16 protein-coding genes and 1 pseudogene are annotated in these 16,106 nt (G+C 74.2%); 13 read left to right on the forward strand and 4 right to left on the reverse strand.

All coding sequences use genetic code 11. The features are described from left to right. The first annotated feature begins 48 nt into the window (after positions 1-48). From bioB to ACZ6KF_RS26055, 4 genes are all read left to right on the forward strand, one after another. Complete coding sequence (gene bioB, locus ACZ6KF_RS26040) at positions 49-1,245, forward strand: biotin synthase BioB (protein ID WP_469159963.1); 1,197 nt, start codon at positions 49-51, stop codon at positions 1,243-1,245. Continuing rightward, positions 1,238-2,518, forward strand: coding sequence for an adenosylmethionine--8-amino-7-oxononanoate transaminase (locus tag ACZ6KF_RS26045; protein ID WP_469240571.1), 1,281 nt, complete (start codon positions 1,238-1,240; stop codon positions 2,516-2,518). Before bioB ends, ACZ6KF_RS26045 begins: the two co-directional genes overlap by 8 nt. A gap of 1 nt (position 2,519) precedes the next feature. Then, complete coding sequence (bioD, locus tag ACZ6KF_RS26050; RefSeq protein WP_356630850.1) at positions 2,520-3,239, forward strand: dethiobiotin synthase; 720 nt, start codon at positions 2,520-2,522, stop codon at positions 3,237-3,239. A 322-nt stretch (positions 3,240-3,561) separates the two neighbouring features. Further along, a complete protein-coding gene (locus tag ACZ6KF_RS26055; protein ID WP_469240573.1) occupies positions 3,562-4,242 on the forward strand; it encodes a class I SAM-dependent methyltransferase in 681 nt (226 codons plus the stop codon). On the opposite strand, the gene ACZ6KF_RS26060 is transcribed toward ACZ6KF_RS26055, so the two are convergent. Both ACZ6KF_RS26060 and ACZ6KF_RS26065 read right to left on the reverse strand, forming a co-directional pair. After that, a complete protein-coding gene (locus ACZ6KF_RS26060; RefSeq protein WP_469159960.1) occupies positions 4,239-4,628 on the reverse strand; it encodes a fic family toxin-antitoxin system, toxin component in 390 nt (129 codons plus the stop codon). The genes ACZ6KF_RS26055 and ACZ6KF_RS26060 overlap by 4 nt on opposite strands. 3 nt (positions 4,629-4,631) lie before the next feature. Beyond that, positions 4,632-4,850: a toxin-antitoxin system HicB family antitoxin gene (locus ACZ6KF_RS26065; RefSeq protein ID WP_356630856.1), complete on the reverse strand. Its 219-nt coding sequence runs from the start codon at positions 4,848-4,850 to the stop codon at positions 4,632-4,634. A 229-nt stretch (positions 4,851-5,079) separates the two neighbouring features. Here ACZ6KF_RS26065 and ACZ6KF_RS26070 point away from each other — a divergent pair, with 229 nt between their 5' ends. From ACZ6KF_RS26070 to mug, 8 genes are all read left to right on the forward strand, one after another. Beyond that, the gene (locus tag ACZ6KF_RS26070) at positions 5,080-5,967 is read left to right on the forward strand and encodes an ABC transporter ATP-binding protein (RefSeq protein ID WP_356630858.1); all 888 of its coding nucleotides are present in this window, start codon (positions 5,080-5,082) and stop codon (positions 5,965-5,967) included. Between the two features lie 5 nt (positions 5,968-5,972). After that, on the forward strand, positions 5,973-8,543 hold the full coding sequence (locus tag ACZ6KF_RS26075; protein ID WP_469178098.1) for an ABC transporter permease: 2,571 nt from the start codon (positions 5,973-5,975) through the stop codon (positions 8,541-8,543). Positions 8,544-8,821: 278 nt separating this feature from the next. Further along, positions 8,822-9,259, forward strand: coding sequence for a GNAT family N-acetyltransferase (locus ACZ6KF_RS26080; protein WP_356630862.1), 438 nt, complete (start codon positions 8,822-8,824; stop codon positions 9,257-9,259). Between the two features lie 154 nt (positions 9,260-9,413). Continuing rightward, positions 9,414-10,742 (forward strand): hemolysin family protein, encoded by a 1,329-nt coding sequence (locus tag ACZ6KF_RS26085; RefSeq protein WP_356630864.1) that lies wholly within the window; start codon positions 9,414-9,416, stop codon positions 10,740-10,742. Next, positions 10,739-11,752 (forward strand): hemolysin family protein, encoded by a 1,014-nt coding sequence (locus tag ACZ6KF_RS26090; protein ID WP_356630866.1) that lies wholly within the window; start codon positions 10,739-10,741, stop codon positions 11,750-11,752. The genes ACZ6KF_RS26085 and ACZ6KF_RS26090 overlap by 4 nt, the downstream gene beginning before the upstream one ends. Positions 11,753-11,821: 69 nt before the next feature. Then, positions 11,822-12,628 (forward strand): SGNH/GDSL hydrolase family protein, encoded by an 807-nt coding sequence (locus ACZ6KF_RS26095; RefSeq protein ID WP_469178094.1) that lies wholly within the window; start codon positions 11,822-11,824, stop codon positions 12,626-12,628. Positions 12,629-12,786: 158 nt separating this feature from the next. Further along, positions 12,787-14,229: an adenylosuccinate lyase gene (purB, locus tag ACZ6KF_RS26100; RefSeq protein WP_356630870.1), complete on the forward strand. Its 1,443-nt coding sequence runs from the start codon at positions 12,787-12,789 to the stop codon at positions 14,227-14,229. Further along, the gene (gene mug / locus ACZ6KF_RS26105) at positions 14,226-14,795 is read left to right on the forward strand and encodes a G/U mismatch-specific DNA glycosylase (protein WP_469178162.1); all 570 of its coding nucleotides are present in this window, start codon (positions 14,226-14,228) and stop codon (positions 14,793-14,795) included. The genes purB and mug overlap by 4 nt, the downstream gene beginning before the upstream one ends. A gap of 4 nt (positions 14,796-14,799) precedes the next feature. Here mug and ACZ6KF_RS26110 read toward each other — a convergent pair whose 3' ends face one another. After that, on the reverse strand, positions 14,800-15,216 hold the full coding sequence (locus ACZ6KF_RS26110) for a hypothetical protein (protein ID WP_356630872.1): 417 nt from the start codon (positions 15,214-15,216) through the stop codon (positions 14,800-14,802). Between the two features lie 194 nt (positions 15,217-15,410). After that, on the reverse strand, positions 15,411-15,647 hold the full coding sequence (locus tag ACZ6KF_RS26115; protein ID WP_469240576.1) for a hypothetical protein: 237 nt from the start codon (positions 15,645-15,647) through the stop codon (positions 15,411-15,413). Between ACZ6KF_RS26115 and ACZ6KF_RS26120 the strand changes: the two are divergent. Next, positions 15,646-16,072 (forward strand): annotated as a pseudogene (locus ACZ6KF_RS26120) (response regulator transcription factor); the annotation flags it as partial. The gene ACZ6KF_RS26115 and the pseudogene ACZ6KF_RS26120 overlap by 2 nt on opposite strands. Positions 16,073-16,106: the final 34 nt, after the last annotated feature.

A 16,106-nucleotide genomic window follows, 5' to 3' on the forward strand; every position in this document is an offset into this window, starting at 1 on the left:
CGAACTCTCCTTGGCCCGGGGGGCACTCTTAGGACAGGATCGCCTCTCATGGACCTGCTGAACACGCTGGTGGACAAGGGGCTTCGGCGCGAGCTGCCGACCCGCGAGGAAGCACTCGCCGTCCTCGCCACTTCCGATGACGACGTGCTCGACGTGGTGGCCGCGGCCGGCAAGGTGCGCCGCCACTGGTTCGGCCGCCGGGTGAAGCTGAACTACCTGGTGAACCTGAAGTCGGGCCTGTGTCCCGAGGACTGCTCGTACTGCTCCCAGCGGCTCGGTTCCACGGCCGGCATCCTCAAGTACACCTGGCTCAAGCCCGGCGAGGCCTCCGAGGCCGCCGCCGCGGGGCTCGCCGGGGGCGCCAAGCGGGTCTGCCTGGTCGCCAGCGGGCGCGGCCCGACCGACCGGGACGTGGACCGGGTCTCCGAGACGATCAGGACGATCAAGGAGCAGAACGAGGGCGTCGAGGTGTGCGCCTGCCTCGGCCTGCTCTCCGAGGGTCAGGCCGAGCGGCTGCGTGAGGCGGGCGCGGACGCGTACAACCACAACCTCAACACCTCCGAGGCCACGTACGCGGACATCACGACCACCCACACCTACGCCGACCGGGTGGACACCGTGCGCAAGGCGCACCAGGCCGGGCTGTCCGCCTGCTCGGGCCTGATCGCCGGCATGGGCGAGAGCGACGAGGACCTGGTCGACGTGGTGTTCGCGCTGCGGGAGCTGGACCCGGACTCGGTGCCGGTGAACTTCCTGATCCCCTTCGAGGGCACCCCGCTCGCCAAGGAGTGGCACCTCACCCCGCAGCGCTGTCTGCGGATCCTCGCGATGGTGCGGTTCGTGTGCCCGGACATCGAGGTGCGGATCGCGGGCGGCCGGGAGGTTCATCTGCGCACGATGCAGCCGCTCGCGCTGCACCTGGCCAACTCCATCTTCCTCGGCGACTACCTCACCAGCGAGGGGCAGGCCGGCAAGGCCGACCTGGAGATGATCGCGGACGCCGGGTTCGAGGTGGAGGGCGCCGACCAGGTGACGCTGCCGGAACACCGGGCGCGGGCCGCCGGGGCGGGCTGTGGGTCCGGCGCGGGCGCAGAGGGCGGCGGCTGCGGCTCGCACGACGGCGGCTGCGGCTCGCACGAGAGCGTCTGCGGTACGGCTGCCGCGCCGCGGGCCGCCGAGCCGCGCACCGACCTCGTCGCCGTGCGCCGCCGGGGCGCGGGAACGGACCTCGCGCCCAATGCCTGACCTGTCCGTGCCCGAGCTGCTGGAACTGGACCGGCGGCACGTCTGGCATCCGTACGGTCCCATGCCCGGCCGGGTCGACCCGCTCGTCGTGGAGTCGGCGAGCGGGGTGCGGCTCCGGCTGGCCGACGATGGCGGCGAGCTGGTGGACGGCATGTCGTCCTGGTGGTCGGCGATCCACGGCTACAACCACCCGGTGCTCAACGCCGCGGCGCGCGAGCAGTTGGACCGGATGAGCCATGTGATGTTCGGCGGGCTCACCCACGAGCCCGCCGTGCGGCTCGCACAGCTGCTCGTCGACCTGTCGCCCGAGGGTCTGGAACACGTCTTCCTCGCCGACTCCGGATCGGTGTCGGTCGAGGTCGCGGTCAAGATGTGCCTCCAGTACTGGCGTTCGCTCGGGCGGGGCGAGAAGCACCGGCTGCTGACCTGGCGCGGCGGCTACCACGGGGACACCTGGCAGCCGATGTCGGTGTGCGACCCCGAGGGCGGCATGCACGGGCTGTGGGCCGGGGTGCTGCCGCGCCAGGTGTTCACGGACGCGCCGCCGGCCGAGTACGACGAGGCGTACGCCGAGCGGCTGCGCACGGCGATCGCGCGGCACGCCGCCGAGCTGGCCGCGGTGGTCGTGGAGCCGGTGGTGCAGGGTGCGGGCGGGATGCGGTTCCACTCCCCCGCGTATCTGCGGGTGCTGCGCGAGACGTGCGACGCGCACGACGTGCTGCTGGTGTTCGACGAGATCGCGACCGGCTTCGGCCGCACCGGCGCGCTGTTCGCGGCGGAGCACGCGGCGGTCTCGCCGGACGTGATGTGCGTGGGCAAGGCGCTGACCGGCGGTTACCTGACGATGGCGGCGACGTTGTGCACCGCGCGGGTGGCCGACGGGATCTCGCGCGGCGAGGTGCCGGTACTCGCGCACGGGCCGACCTTCATGGGCAATCCGCTGGCGGCCGCGGTGGCGTGCGCGTCCATCGGCCTGCTGCTGGGCCAGGACTGGCAGGCGGAGGTCAAGCGCCTGGAGGCCGGCCTGCGGGAAGGGCTCGCCCCGGCCGCGGAACTGGCGGGCGTGCGGGACGTACGGGTGCTGGGCGGAATCGGCGTCGTCCAGCTCGACCACCCGGTGGACATGGCGGCGGCCACACGGGCGGCGGTGCGGGAGGGCGTGTGGCTGCGACCGTTCCGCGACCTCGTGTACACGATGCCGCCGTATGTCACGGACGACGCCGACCTGGCACGGATCGGGCGCGCGGTGTGCGCCGCGGCGCGGGAGGGATGACATGCCGGTACTGGTGATCACGGGGACGGGCACGGAGGTCGGCAAGACGGTCGCCACCGCCGCCGTCGCCGCCGCGGCGCTGGCGGCGGGGCGCTCGGTGGCCGTGCTCAAGGCCGCGCAGACGGGCGTACGGCAGGATGAGCGCGGGGACGCCGAGGAGGTCGCGCGGCTCGCCGGCGCCGTCACCGCGCGGGAGCTGGCGCGCTATCCCGACCCGTTGGCGCCGGGCACCGCGGCGCGGCGGGCGGGCCGGGCGCCGGTGCATCCGCAGGACGTGGCCGAGGCGGCGGCCAAGCTGGCCACCGAGCACGACCTGGTGCTGGTCGAGGGCGCGGGCGGGCTGCTGGTCCGCCTCGACCCGGCGGGCGGCACGCTGGCCGACGCGGCCGAGCTGCTGTCGGCGCCCGTCCTGCTGGTGGCGTCCGCAGGCCTCGGCACCCTGAACACCACGGAGCTGACGGCCCGCGAACTGCGCGCCCGGCGCCTGGACCTGCTCGGCGTCGTCATCGGCAGCTGGCCGTCCGACCCGGACCTGGCCTCCCGCTGCAACGTGACGGACCTCCCCCAGGTGGCCGCGGCCCCTCTGCTCGGCGCCCTCCCGGCGAACGCCGCGGCCCTGCCCCCGGCCGCCTTCAGGAGGACGGCGCCGAACTGGCTCGCGCCCCGGCTGGACGGGACGTGGGACGCGGAGGCGTTCCAGGTGCGGGCCGCTCCGCGATAGGACGTGCGAAGAGGCCGGCCGGAGCGAGCACCGTCCGGGGACCGGCCCCTTCGCGGCGGCCGCAACGCCCTGGACGGGGCGCGTCCATGGCGCGTGCGAACCATGGGCCGGGCCCGTCACGGCCCCGGCTCATGCCACGGGCACGCCGGGTCGGCGTGTCGCCCCCGAAGGGACGACGGCCGCGTCTCGCACACCGACGTGAACAACCACCGCGGCGTCTGCGAGGAGGTGCGCGACTTCCCGGCGTGAGCCGCGCGCGGGGGTGCACGAAGCGTCCGCGGGGAACAATCGCGGTACGGCCCGTCCTGTCGGGGAGGTCTCCATGCCGCTACGGTCCACCGGCGCCCGCAAGGTCGCGCGGGACCCCGTGCACCACCCGCTGTTCGCCCGCTACTACGCCCGGGTCAGCGTCGCGGCCGAGACCCGGCTGGGCCTGGCCCGCGTGCGCGGCCGGCTGCTCTCCGGGCTGTCCGGGCGGGTCCTGGAGGTCGGCGCGGGCAACGGGCTGAACTTCGCGCACTATCCGCGCGCGGTGGCGGAGGTCGTCGCGATCGAGCCGGAGCGGCGGCTACGGCAGTCGGCGCGGGAGTCGGCGCTGCGGTCCGGGGTGCCGGTGGACGTGGTGCCGGGCGCGGCGGAGCGGCTGCCGGTCAAGAGCGAGGGCTTCGACGCGGTGGTGCTGTCGCTGGTGCTGTGCAGCGTGCGGGACGTGCCGTGCGCGCTGGCCGAGGCGCGGCGGGTGCTGCGGCCGGGCGGTCAGGTGCGGTTCTTCGAGCACGGCCGGGGCGGCGGGCCGGTGGCGGTCTTCACCCAGCGGGCGCTGGACCGCACGGTGTGGCCGTTGCTGAACGGCGGCTGCCACCTGTCCCGCGACCCGGTCGCCGCGCTCCGGGCCGCCGGCTTCGTCCTGGGCCCCTACCGCCGGCTGCTCCTGCCGGAGAACGGTCCGGTACTGCCCGCCTCGTACTGCGTTCTGGGCACCGCCTGGCGGCCGGAGGACTAGGGGGTGTCCGGTTCGCCGGTCCAGCGGCGCAGTTCCGCGGCGATCTCGTGCACCGTGGCCTCCCCGCTCTTGACCAGGCGCGCCAGGTCGCGCACCCGTTCGGGCGAGGTGGTCACGCTGAAGCCGCTGGCGACCAGGTAGGCGTACGCGACGGCGGAGGCGTACAGGGCGTTGGAGCGCTCCAGCGCGGGGACGTGGACCAGGAGCTGGAGGAGCGCCGCCGCGCGGGCGTGCGGGGTGTCGTAGACGGGGACGTCGAATATCTCGGCCCGGTGGCGCGCCACGGCTGCGACGAGGGCGCCCCAGTCGGTGACCCGGGGGTCTCCCGGCGTGCGCTGCTCGGCGAGCATGAGCAGCCAGGCGAGGTCGATGCGCAGGTCGCTCACGGATCAGCGGCGGCTCTCGCCGGCCTCCTCGGCGAACACCTTCTCGTACTGCCGCATGAAGTCCGCCGCCGCCTCCACGAAGGTGTGGCCCGCCTCGCCGGCGTCCTGCCGGACCAGTTCCTCGATGTAGCGGTTGACGCTCATGCCGCGGGCCAGGGCGCGCTCGCGGGCCGCGCGTGCGGTGCCCTCGTCGACGCGGACGTTCAGCTGGGTTCTCGCCATACCTCGAAGCTAGCGCCGGGGTGCTAGCGGGACAAGGCGTCCGGTGGCGCAACCGGGAGGGAAACCGCGCGTGCGGGGGTCGCGCGGCAGGGATGGGCGCGTGCGGGGGTGCACGCATGCGGCGATGGGATTCCGTGTGTGCCGCGGATCACATTACGCTCGGCCACGGCGAGGAACTCGGACGTCCGCGAGCCGTACGGCTCCCGTCCCGGTGACCAAGGAGGCAGTCTTGTCCACTTCCGCTGCGGAGCACGCCCCCGGTCTCGCCCCCTCCGACGGGGTGGCGGCCGCCGCGCGCGGGCTGACGAAGGCGTACGGCTCGGGCGAGACCGCCGTGCTCGCCCTGGACGCGGTGGACGTGGACATCGCGCGCGGGCGCTTCACCGCCGTCATGGGGCCGTCGGGCTCCGGGAAGTCCACGCTGATGCACTGCCTGGCCGGGCTCGACACCGTCTCGTCGGGTCGGGTGTGGCTCGGCGGGACGGAGATCACGGGGCTGAAGGAGCGCGAGCTGACGCGGCTGCGGCGGGACCGGATCGGGTTCATGTTCCAGTCGTTCAATCTGATCCCGACGCTGAACGCGCTGGAGAACATCACACTGCCGATGGACATCGCCGGCCGCGCACCGGACCGGGAGTGGCTGGACCGGGTCGTCGACACCCTCGGCCTGCGCGACCGGCTGCGGCACCGGCCGTCGCAGCTGTCGGGCGGTCAGCAGCAGCGCGTCGCCTGCGCCCGTGCGCTCGCCTCCCGGCCGGAGCTGATCTTCGCCGACGAGCCGACCGGCAACCTGGACTCGCGCGCCGGCCTGGAGGTGCTCGGCTTTCTGCGGGAGGCCGTGGACGACCTGGGACAGACCGTCGTCATGGTCACCCACGACCCGGGCGCCGCCGCCCACTCCGACGTGGTGCTCTTCCTCGGAGACGGGCGGATCGTGGACGAGATGGAGCGGCCGACGGCGGAGGCGGTGCTGGAGCGGATGAAGCGGTTCGACGTGATCCGCCTCCGGCCGGACGGCCTCGCCGGGGCGCCCGGCGCGGCGGCCGGCGAGGCGCGCGGCGGGGGCGGCGGGGCAGCCGGTCAAACGCCCGGCGAGGCCGTCGGCCGGGAAGGCTGAGACCCGTGCTCAGGGCGACCCTGCGCAGTTTCCTCGCCCACAAGGGGCGGCTGCTGCTGTCGGCGCTGGCCGTGATCCTCTCGGTGGCGTTCGTCGCGGGCAGCCTGATCTTCTCCGACACCGTCGGCCGCACCTTCGACCGGCTCTTCGCCTCGACGGCCGCCGACGTCACCGTCAGCCCCGAGCAGACCCTCGGCGAGCAGGTGCCCTCGGGGGCGACGGCCACCCTGCCCGCCGCGCTCGCCGAGCGGATCGCCCGTGTGGACGGGGTGGCCGCCGCCCGCGCGGAGGCCGAGGTCGACACCCTCACCGTCGTGGACGACGAGAACGAGGCCGTCAGCCCGACGACCGGCGCACCCACCATCGGCACCGCCTGGCAGCCGACCGACCGCAGCCCCGTCGAGCTGACCTCCGGCCGGGCCCCGCGCGGCACGGGCGAGGCGCTGCTCGACTCCCAGACCGCCGACCGCGCGGACGTGCGGATCGGCGACACCCTGACGGTGATCGCCGCGCCCGGCTCGTTCCCGGTCGAGGTCGTCGGCATCGTCACGTTCACCACCACCAACCCCGGCAGCGCGCTGCTCTTCCTCGACCCGCCGGCCGCCCGGACCGGGCTGCTGGGCGATCCGGACGCGGCCACCGCCATCACCGTCGACGCGGCCGAGGGCGTGGACGACGCCACCCTGAAGCGGCGCGTCGCGGCGGCCCTCGGCGACGCCGGCCGCTACGACCTGCGCACGGCCGACGAGCAGGCCCAGTCGGACGTGGAGCAGCTCGGCGGATTCCTCGACGTCATCAAGTACGTCATGCTCGGCTTCGCCGGCGTCGCCGTGCTGGTGGGGATCTTCCTGATCGTCAACACCTTCTCCATGCTGATCGCGCAGCGCACCCGCGAACTCGGGCTGCTGCGGGCCCTCGGCGCGGACCGGCGTCAGGTGCGCCGCTCGGTGCTCACCGAGGCGCTGCTGCTCGGCCTGGTCGGCTCCACGCTGGGGCTGGCCGCCGGCATCGGGCTCGCGGCCGGGCTGATCGAGTTGATGGGCCTGCTCGGCATGAACATCCGGACCGACGAGATGGTCATCGGCTGGATCACCCCCGTCACGGCCTACGTCGTCGGAGTCGGCGTCACCTTCGTCGCCGCGTACCTGCCCGCCCGGCGCGCGGCCGGGGTCTCGCCGATGGCGGCGCTGTCGGACGCGGAGGTCGCCGGGACCGGCCGGCCGCTGCGGGTGCGCGCCGTGGTCGGCGCGGTCGTCGGGGCGGCCGGCGCGGCGGCGCTGGCGGGCTGCGCGGTGTCGTCGCGGACCGCGTCGGCGGCGTCGCTGCTGGGCCTCGGCGTGGTGCTGACGCTGATCGCGACGGTGATCGCCGGGCCGCTGCTGGTCCGCCCGGTGATCCAGGTGCTGGGCGGGGCGTTCCCGACGCTGTACGGCCCCGTGGGGCGGATGAGCCAGCGCAACGCCCTGCGCAATCCCCGCCGTACCGGCGCGACCGCGGCGGCGCTGATGGTGGGCTTGGCTCTGGTCGGCGGGATGTCCGTGGCGAGCGCCTCGATGACCGAGTCGTTCGACCGGCAGATCGACCGGACGCTGGGTGCCGACTTCGTGATCCAGAACACCAACTTCGTGCCGTTCCCGCGCGAGGTCACCGACCGGGTCCGGGACACCGAGGGCGTGGGTCTGGTCGTGCGCGGCCGGTTCGCGCCCGTCGCGGTGCGGCTCCCGGACGGCGACCGGGTCGAGACGACGGCCGCCGCGTACGACCGGCGCCTGGACGAGGTCGCCAACATCACCTATGCGCGGGGCGACAGCGCCGCCGCTCTGGCCACCGGCCGTCTGGCCATGGACCGGGACTTCGCCGAGGACCACGGGGTGCGCGTCGGCAGCGTGGTCCCGGCCGAGTTCCAGGGCGGCCGGACGGCCCGGCTGACGGTGGCCGCGCTGACCGACCAGGAGACCGCCGAGGGGTTCGGCATACAGGGCGGCCTCTACTTCGGGCTGGGCACGCTGGACCGGTACGCGCCGGGCGGGCAGGAGTCCGCGCTGTACGTCAACGCCGCCCCGGGCACGTCCGACGACGCCCTGCGCGCGGGCCTGGAGGCGACACTGGACGCCTATCCGCAGCTCCAGGTGCGCGACCTGGCCGACTACAAGCAGCTCGTGCACGACCAGATCGCGGTGCTGCTGTACCTCGTGTACGCGCTGCTCGGGCTGGCGATCGTCATCGCGGTCCTCGGCGTGGTCAACACCCTCGCCCTGTCCGTCGTGGAGCGCACCCGCGAGATCGGCCTGCTGCGGGCCATCGGACTCGCCCGGCGCCAACTGCGGCGGATGATCCGTCTCGAGTCGGTCGTCATCGCGGTGTTCGGCGCCGTCCTGGGGCTGGCACTGGGCCTGGTGTGGGGCGTGTGCACCCAGCAGGTGCTGGCCCTTCAGGGCATGACGGCCTTCGCGGTCCCGTGGGGCACGATCGTCGCGGTGGTGATCGGCTCGGCGGTGGTCGGCGTGGTGGCGGCTCTGCTTCCCGCGCTGCGGGCGTCGCGGATGAACGTGCTGGCGGCGATCGCCCACGAGTGAGTGTCCACGCGGCACGCAGAGCCGACACGGCGGGCGCGGCGCGCGTCAGGCCGCCACGGGCGAGGGGCGGCGCCCCGTCCCGGCGCCGGCGCTCCGCACCGCGGGCTCGCCACCGGGACCTGCCGGGCGCCCGCGAGCTCCGGACAGCCGTCGGCGCCCCGCCGCGTGCCGCTGCCGCGCCCCGCGCCGCAACGGCCGTCCTCGGACGAGGCGGCCCGCCCGGCGTCCGCATGACGGAATGTCCCGCCCCCGTCGGCCCGCCGTGGTGGGATCGCCGCATGAACGACCTGCGGATACGGGCCGCGGAGCCCGACGACCTCGATGCCGTGCTGGCCTTCTGGAAGACCTCCGCCGAGGGGAGGAGCATCAGCGACGACCGCGACGGCGTCGAGCGGCTGATCGCCCGCGACCCGGGCGCGTTGCTGCTGGCGGAGTCGCAGGGCGAGCTGGTCGGCACGGTGATCGCGGGCTACGACGGCTGGCGCTGCCATCTTTACCGGCTCGCGGTGGCCCCCGGGCGCCGGCGGCAGGGCGTCGGTACGGCGCTGCTGCGGGCGGCCGAGGAGAGGTTCACGGCGTTGGGCGGACGCCGCTCGGACGCGATGGTGCTCACCCGCAACGAGACCGCCCATCATGCCTGGCGCGCGGCGGGGTATACGGCACAGGAGCAGTGGCGGCGCTGGGTGAAGCCGCTGACCGGATCCGGCGGCGGGTGAACCCGGTTTCATCCGTCTTTGCCGGTCCTTTACTCTTGTCGGACCACTCGGTCCTCCATGAAAGGTGTGAGCGTCCGCCCATGGGCGAGCCTCCCAGTAGCAGACATCGTGCGATCCTCCCCACCCTGCCGGACGATGGGACGGGGGTGAACCGATGACCGAAGTGCTCCTCCTGCTGGTGGCGATCCTGCTCTCCCTCGCCTGCGGCGCCTTCGTCGCCGCGGAGTTCTCCCTGACCACGGTCGAGCGCCGGGAGCTGGAGCGCGCCGCCGAGCGCGGCGAGCGCGGCGCCGCCGGCGCGCTGAAGGCCGTCCGGAACCTCACCTTCCAGCTGTCCGGCGCGCAGCTCGGCATCACCGTGACCAACCTGGTCGTCGGCATGCTCGCCGAGCCGTCCATCGCGCGGTTGATCGCGAGCCCGCTGCGGGCCGTCGGCGTCGGCAGCTCCACGGCCTCCTCGGTCGCCCTGGTGCTGGGCACGGCCCTTTCCACGGTGTTCCTGATGGTCGTCGGCGAGCTGGTGCCGAAGAACTGGGCGATCTCCTCGCCGCTGGCGGTGGCCAAGCGGGTCGGCAACGCCCAGCGCTGGTTCAGCACGGCGTTCCGGCCGTTCATCACGCATCTGAACAACACGGCCAACCGCCTGGTGCGCCGCTTCGGCATCGAGCCCGCCGAGGAACTGGCGTCCGCGCGCGGGCCGCAGGAACTGGCCGCGCTGGCCCGGCACTCCGCCCGCGAGGGCGCCCTGGAGCCCGACACGGCCGAGCTGTTCGTGCGGACGCTCAACCTCGCGGACCTGACCGCCGAGAACGTGATGACGCCGCGGGTGCAGGTCGTGGCCCTGGACGCGCAGGCCACCTGCGAGGACGTGGCGAACGCCACCCGCGCGACCGGGCTGTCCCGGTTCCCGGTCTACCGCGGCAGCCTCGACTCCGTGGTCGGCACCGCGCACGTCAAGGACGTGCTGGCGGTGCCCGCGGAGCGCCGGATGCGCGTGCCCGTCTCCGAGCTGATGCGCGAGCCCCTGCTGGTGCCCGAGTCGCTCACCGTCGACCGGCTGCTGGACCGGCTGTCCGGCAAGCGGACGATGGCCGTGGTCATCGACGAGTACGGCGGCACGGCCGGCGTCGCGACCCTGGAGGACATCGTCGAGGAGGTCGTCGGCGAGGTCCGCGACGAGCACGACCCGCACGAGACGCCCGACCTCGCCCCGGCCGGCACCGACGAGAACGGCCACGCCCTGTACTCCGCCGACGGCGCCGCCCGCATCGACCAGCTCGCGCGCGTCGGCCTGCGTCCGCCCGAGGGACCGTACGAGACGCTCGCCGGCCTCGTCGCCACCGAACTCGGCCGCATCCCGGCCGTCGGCGACACCGTCCAGGTCGGCGGCTGGCGGCTGGAAGTGCTGGACGCCGCCGGGCGACGGGCCGCGCGCGTGCTGCTGCACGCGCCCCTCGACGACGCGCAGGAGGCGCAGGCATGACCGCCGTACAGCTGCTGATCGGCCTGGCAACGCTCGTCGTCAACGCCTTCTTCGTCGGCGCCGAGTTCGCGCTGATCTCGGTCAGGCGCTCACAGATCGAGCCGTACGCCGAGCAGGGCGACCGGCGCGCCAAGAGCGTGCTGTGGGGGCTGGAGCACGTGTCCGCGCTGATGGCCGCGGCCCAGCTCGGCATCACCCTGTGCACCCTGGTGCTCGGCGTGGTCGCGGAGCCGGCGATCGCGCATCTGCTGGAGCCGGCGTTCCACGCCATGGGCGTGCCGAGCGGCGCCGGGCACGCGGTGTCGTTCGTGATCGCGCTCTCGCTGGCCACCTATCTGCACATGCTGCTCGGCGAGATGGTGCCGAAGAACATCGCGCTCGCCGAGCCGGTGCGCAGCGCGCTGCTGCTCGGCCCGCCGCTGGTGGCGCTTTCGCGGGCGCTGCGGCCGGTGATCTTCACCATCAACGCCTTCGCCAACGGTCTGCTGAAGCTGCTGCGCATCGAGACCAAGGACGAGGTCACGGCGACCTTCTCGGACGCGGAGCTGGCCGAGATCGTCAAGGACGCGGGCGAGGCCGGGCTGATCGACGAGCGGGCGCGGGAGCGGCTGCACGACGCCCTGGAGCTGGGGCGCCGTCCCGTGCGCGACGTGGTGCTGCCGCTGGAACGCGTCGTTTACGCGCGCGTGGGCGTCACTCCCGAGCAGTTGGAGGGGCTGTCGGCCGCGTCCGGGTTCTCCCGGTTCCCGGTCGTGGACGAGGGGCGCCGGATCGTCGGCTATCTGCACGTGAAGGACGCCCTGGACGCCTCGCCGCGCGACGTGCCGTTCCGGCTGCGCGACATGCGGCCCATCGCGCGCGTGCGGGAGTCCACGCCGCTGGACGACGTGCTCACCGCCATGCGCGGCAGCCGGACCCATCTGGCGGCCGTGCTCGGCGCCGACGGGCGGCTGGCGGGGCTGGTGACGATGGAGGACGTGCTGCGGGAGCTGTTCGGCCAGCGGGCCTGAGCCGGCGGCCGTGGCCGGGAGAGGGCGACCGACCGCCGGGTATGGGCGCGCGTTACCATCGCTGACGCCATGCAGACGAACCCCTCTCCCACCACCCCCTCGTACGGCAGCCTGGTCGCCCTCGGCGACTCGTTCACCGAGGGCATGTCGGACCTGCTGCCGGACGGCACCTACCGGGGGTGGGCCGACCTCCTCGCGGCCCGGATGGCCGCGCACAGTCCCGGCTTCCGGTACGCCAACCTCGCCGTACGGGGAAAGCTGATCGGACAGATCGTCGACGAACAGGTGGACGTGGCCGCCGCGATGGGCGCCGACGTGATCACCCTGGTCGGCGGCCTGAACGACACCCTGCGGCCCAAGTGCGACATGGTGCGGGTGCGGGACCTGCTGACCGAGGCCGTCGAGAAGCTCGCCCCCCATTGCGAGCGGCTCGTCCTGATGCGCAGCCCCGGCCGGCAGGGGCCGGTGCTGGAGCGGTTCCGGCCGCGCATGGAGGAGCTGTTCGCCTGCGTCGACGACCTGGCGGCACGCCACGGCGCGCTGGTCGTGGACCTCTACGGCGCCCCGTCGCTGGCCGACCCGCGAATGTGGGACGTGGACCGGCTGCACCTGACGTCCGAGGGCCACCGCCGGGTGGCGGAGGCCGTGTGGCAGGCGCTCGGCTACGACCCCGCGGACACCGACTGGCGCACGCCGCTGCCGGCGACGGTGCCGCCGCGGTGGGTCGCCCGGCGCATCGCCGACGCGCGGTTCGCCAGGCAGCACCTGCTGCCGTGGATCGGCCGCCGCCTGACCGGCCGCTCCTCGGGCGACGGGCGCCCGGCGAAGCGGCCCGAGCTGCTGCCGTACGTGCCGTACGAGGGGCCGCGGGCGTAGGAAGACGGTCCGGCGGGGACGCCGGGAGGGCGATCCCGGCGGAGCGCCGGGGTGCGCGGGGACGACGGTCCCGCCGGAGCGCCGGCAGCGCTCTCGTAGCTTCCCACGAAGACCCCGGTGGCGCTGGCCTGCACGAACCGCCAGTACACTCCGTACACGTGACTTCCGCTCCCGCCAAGCCCCGCATCCCGAACGTCCTCGCCGGACGCTACGCCTCCGCCGAGCTCGCCGTGCTCTGGTCCCCCGAGGAGAAGGTGAGGCTGGAGCGCCGGCTCTGGCTCGCCGTGCTGCGGGCCCAGAAGGACCTCGGCATCGAGGTGCCGGACGCGGCGATCGCCGACTACGAGCGCGTCCTCGACCAGGTCGACCTGGCCTCGATCGCGGAGCGCGAGAAGGTCACGCGGCACGACGTCAAGGCCCGCATCGAGGAGTTCAACGACCTCGCCGGGCACGAGCAGGTCCACAAGGGCATGACGTCCCGCGACCTCACCGAGAACGTCGAGCAGCTCCAGATCAGGCTCTCGCTGGAGCTGATGCGGGACCGCACCGTGGCCGTGCTGGCCCGGCTGGGCAAGCTGGCCGGCGAGTACGGCGAGCTGGTCGTGGCCGGCCGTTCGCACAACGTGGCCGCGCAGGCCACCACCCTCGGCAAGCGGTTCGCGACCGCCGCCGACGAGTTGCTCGTCGCCCACGGCCGGATCGAGGAACTGCTCGGCCGTTACCCGCTGCGCGGCATCAAGGGCCCGGTCGGCACCGCCCAGGACATGCTGGACCTGCTCGGCGGCGACGCCGCGAAGCTCGCGGAGCTGGAGGACCGGATCGCCGGGCACCTCGGCTTCTCCCAGGCCTTCACCTCGGTCGGCCAGGTGTACCCGCGCTCCCTCGACTACGAGGTCGTCACCGCGCTGGTGCAGCTGGCGGCGGCGCCCTCCTCGCTGGCGAGGACGATCCGGCTGATGGCCGGGCACGAGCTGGTCACCGAGGGTTTCAAGCCCGGTCAGGTCGGCTCCTCGGCCATGCCGCACAAGATGAACACCCGCTCCTGCGAGCGCGTCAACGGCCTGATGGTCATCCTGCGCGGCTACGCCTCGATGACCGGCGAGCTGGCGGGCGACCAGTGGAACGAGGGCGACGTCTCCTGCTCGGTGGTGCGCCGGGTGGCGCTGCCGGACGCGTTCTTCGCGCTGGACGGACTGCTGGAGACCTTCCTGACGGTGCTGGACGAGTTCGGTGCCTTCCCGGCGGTCGTGGCCCGCGAGCTGGACCGCTATCTGCCGTTCCTGGCGACGACCAAGGTGCTGATGGCGTCGGTGCGGGCGGGCGTCGGCCGCGAGGTCGCCCACGAGGCGATCAAGGAGAACGCCGTCGCCTGCGCCCTCGCCATGCGCGAGCAGGGCGCCGAGCGCAACGAGCTCCTCGACAGGCTGGCCGCCGACGAGCGCATCCCGCTCGACCGCGCGCAGCTCGACGAGCTGATGGCCGACAAGCTCTCCTTCACCGGCGCCGCGGCCGGCCAGGTCGGCGTCGTCGTCGGCCGCATCGAGGAGATCGTCAAGCAGCACCCCCGGGCCGCCGGCTACACCCCGGGGGCGATCCTCTGACCCGCTTCACCCGCGAGGAACTCGAGGCCGCCCGCGACCGGCTCGTCCCGGATGTGACCGCGGACGGCCTCAAGGTCCTCTTCTGCGGCATCAACCCCGGCCTGATGACCGCGGCCACGGGCCACCACTTCGCCCGGCCCGGCAACCGCTTCTGGCCGGTGCTGCACCTGTCGGGCTTCACGCCGCGGCAGCTGAAACCGTCCGAGCAGCAAGAGCTGCTGTCGTACGGGCTCGGCATCACCAACGTGGTGGCGCGGGCGTCCGCCCGGGCCGACGAGCTGACGGCCGAGGAGTACCGCGAGGGCGGGCGGCTGCTGGCCCTGAAGGTGGCACGGCTGCGCCCCCGCTGGCTCGCGGTGGTCGGGGTGACCGCCTACCGGGCGGCCTTCGACGATCCCAAGGCCCGGGTGGGACCGCAGGCGCGCAGGATCGGTGACACCCGGGTGTGGGTCCTGCCGAACCCGAGCGGGCTCAACGCGCACTGGACCGCGCAGACGATGGCGGAGGAGTTCGCCCGGCTGCGGGAGGCGGCACGGAGCGCGGGGGACAGCGGCGGAACGGACTGAGAGATCACGGCGGGTCCGTCTCCGTGACCACCGCGAGCAGACTGCCGGCCTCCGTCCCGGCGCGGGCGACGACGCCGACGGCCACCCAGCGGCCGGTGCCGGCCGCCTGCCACAGGTACGCCTCGTCCACCTGCGCGCCGAGCGTCGCCCACGGCTCCGGTATGTCGTCGCCGCGTTCGCCGCGCACCCGGAGGGTCAGCGTGGCCCAGGAAGGGGCCCCGCCCCAGCGCTCGTTCAGCCGCTCGGCCATCGCCTCCCGGCACGCCTCGACGTCGTCCGCCGTCAAGTCCGCGGCGTCCGGCCCTAACTCCGTGATGAAGTAGCCCGGCCCTCCTCGGCCGACGTCCGACCAGCCGTGCTCCGCGGGAAAGGGACGGGAGCACAGCCGGTCGATCGTGTCCAGGCACCGCACGATGTTCATGCGTCCAGTAAAGCGGGCCCCACTGACAATTGGCGTTGCGTCAGGCGTCACCGCGGTGCAGCCGCCACGCACCGGCGGCCGGCGCGACCGCCGCCCACAGGGCACTCACGCCGGGAACCGGTCCCGCGGGCCCGGGGAGCCGTCCCAGGACCGGTGCAGGGCCATCTGTCCGGCCCCGTCCGGGAGATGGTCGGTCAGGCCGCCGCGAGGTCGCCCACGGTGAACGACACGATCAGGACGAACGGCACCAGGACGCCGAGCGCCGCGATCCCGCTGCGCAGCGGCGCCGTGAGCCCGGCCGCGAAGAGTGCCGGCGTGAAGTAGAGGGCGCAGCCCACCACGCCGTGTGCCCGCTCCCCCGCCCTGGGCCCGGCCGGCGCCTCGCCCGGCCCCGTGCTCGCCAGCGCCGGCGAGGCTTCGGCGGCGAGCACGGTGGCCGAGCCGCCGAGGATCCTCGTGGTGACGACGTCCGAGAACGACGAGTACGCGTACGAGGCGCTGCGGGCGGGAGCGAGCGGGTTCCCGTCGAAGCGGGCCCGGCCCGCCGAGATCGTGCACGCGGTGCGGCTGGTGGCCGGGGGTCGAGTCGCTGCTGTTCCCGGCCGCGGAGTACGGCGACGGCGGCGGGAAGCGGGGGGCACGGGTGAGGCCGGCGGAGGCCGCGCTGACGGAGCGGGAGGCGCAGACGCTGCGGCCGATGGCGCGGGGTAGGTCGAACGCGGAGATCGCCGGGGAGCTGGTCGTCGGCGCCGAGACGGTGAAGTCGCACGTCAGCGCGGTGCCGGCGAAGCCGGGTGCGCGTGATCGGACGCAGGCGGTCGTCGTGGCGTACGAGTCGGGGCCCGTGGCGCCGGGCTCAGCCGCGGTGGGGCGTTCGCCGGGCTCCGCCG

The sequence above is a fragment of the Streptomyces sp. NPDC046379 genome (genome assembly GCF_055587785.1).

Excerpts from the sequence above, each read along its gene's own strand:
- bioB (WP_469159963.1), top strand. The coding sequence starts at position 49 with ATGGACCTGCTGAACACGCTGGTGGACAAGGGGCTTCGGCGCGAGCTG.
- ACZ6KF_RS26045 (WP_469240571.1), top strand. The coding sequence starts at position 1,238 with ATGCCTGACCTGTCCGTGCCCGAGCTGCTGGAACTGGACCGGCGGCAC.
- bioD (WP_356630850.1), top strand. The coding sequence starts at position 2,520 with ATGCCGGTACTGGTGATCACGGGGACGGGCACGGAGGTCGGCAAGACG.
- ACZ6KF_RS26055 (WP_469240573.1), top strand. The coding sequence starts at position 3,562 with ATGCCGCTACGGTCCACCGGCGCCCGCAAGGTCGCGCGGGACCCCGTG.
- ACZ6KF_RS26065 (WP_356630856.1), bottom strand. The coding sequence starts at position 4,850 with ATGGCGAGAACCCAGCTGAACGTCCGCGTCGACGAGGGCACCGCACGC.
- ACZ6KF_RS26080 (WP_356630862.1), top strand. The coding sequence starts at position 8,822 with ATGAACGACCTGCGGATACGGGCCGCGGAGCCCGACGACCTCGATGCC.
- ACZ6KF_RS26085 (WP_356630864.1), top strand. The coding sequence starts at position 9,414 with ATGACCGAAGTGCTCCTCCTGCTGGTGGCGATCCTGCTCTCCCTCGCC.
- ACZ6KF_RS26090 (WP_356630866.1), top strand. The coding sequence starts at position 10,739 with ATGACCGCCGTACAGCTGCTGATCGGCCTGGCAACGCTCGTCGTCAAC.
- ACZ6KF_RS26095 (WP_469178094.1), top strand. The coding sequence starts at position 11,822 with ATGCAGACGAACCCCTCTCCCACCACCCCCTCGTACGGCAGCCTGGTC.
- ACZ6KF_RS26110 (WP_356630872.1), bottom strand. The coding sequence starts at position 15,216 with ATGAACATCGTGCGGTGCCTGGACACGATCGACCGGCTGTGCTCCCGT.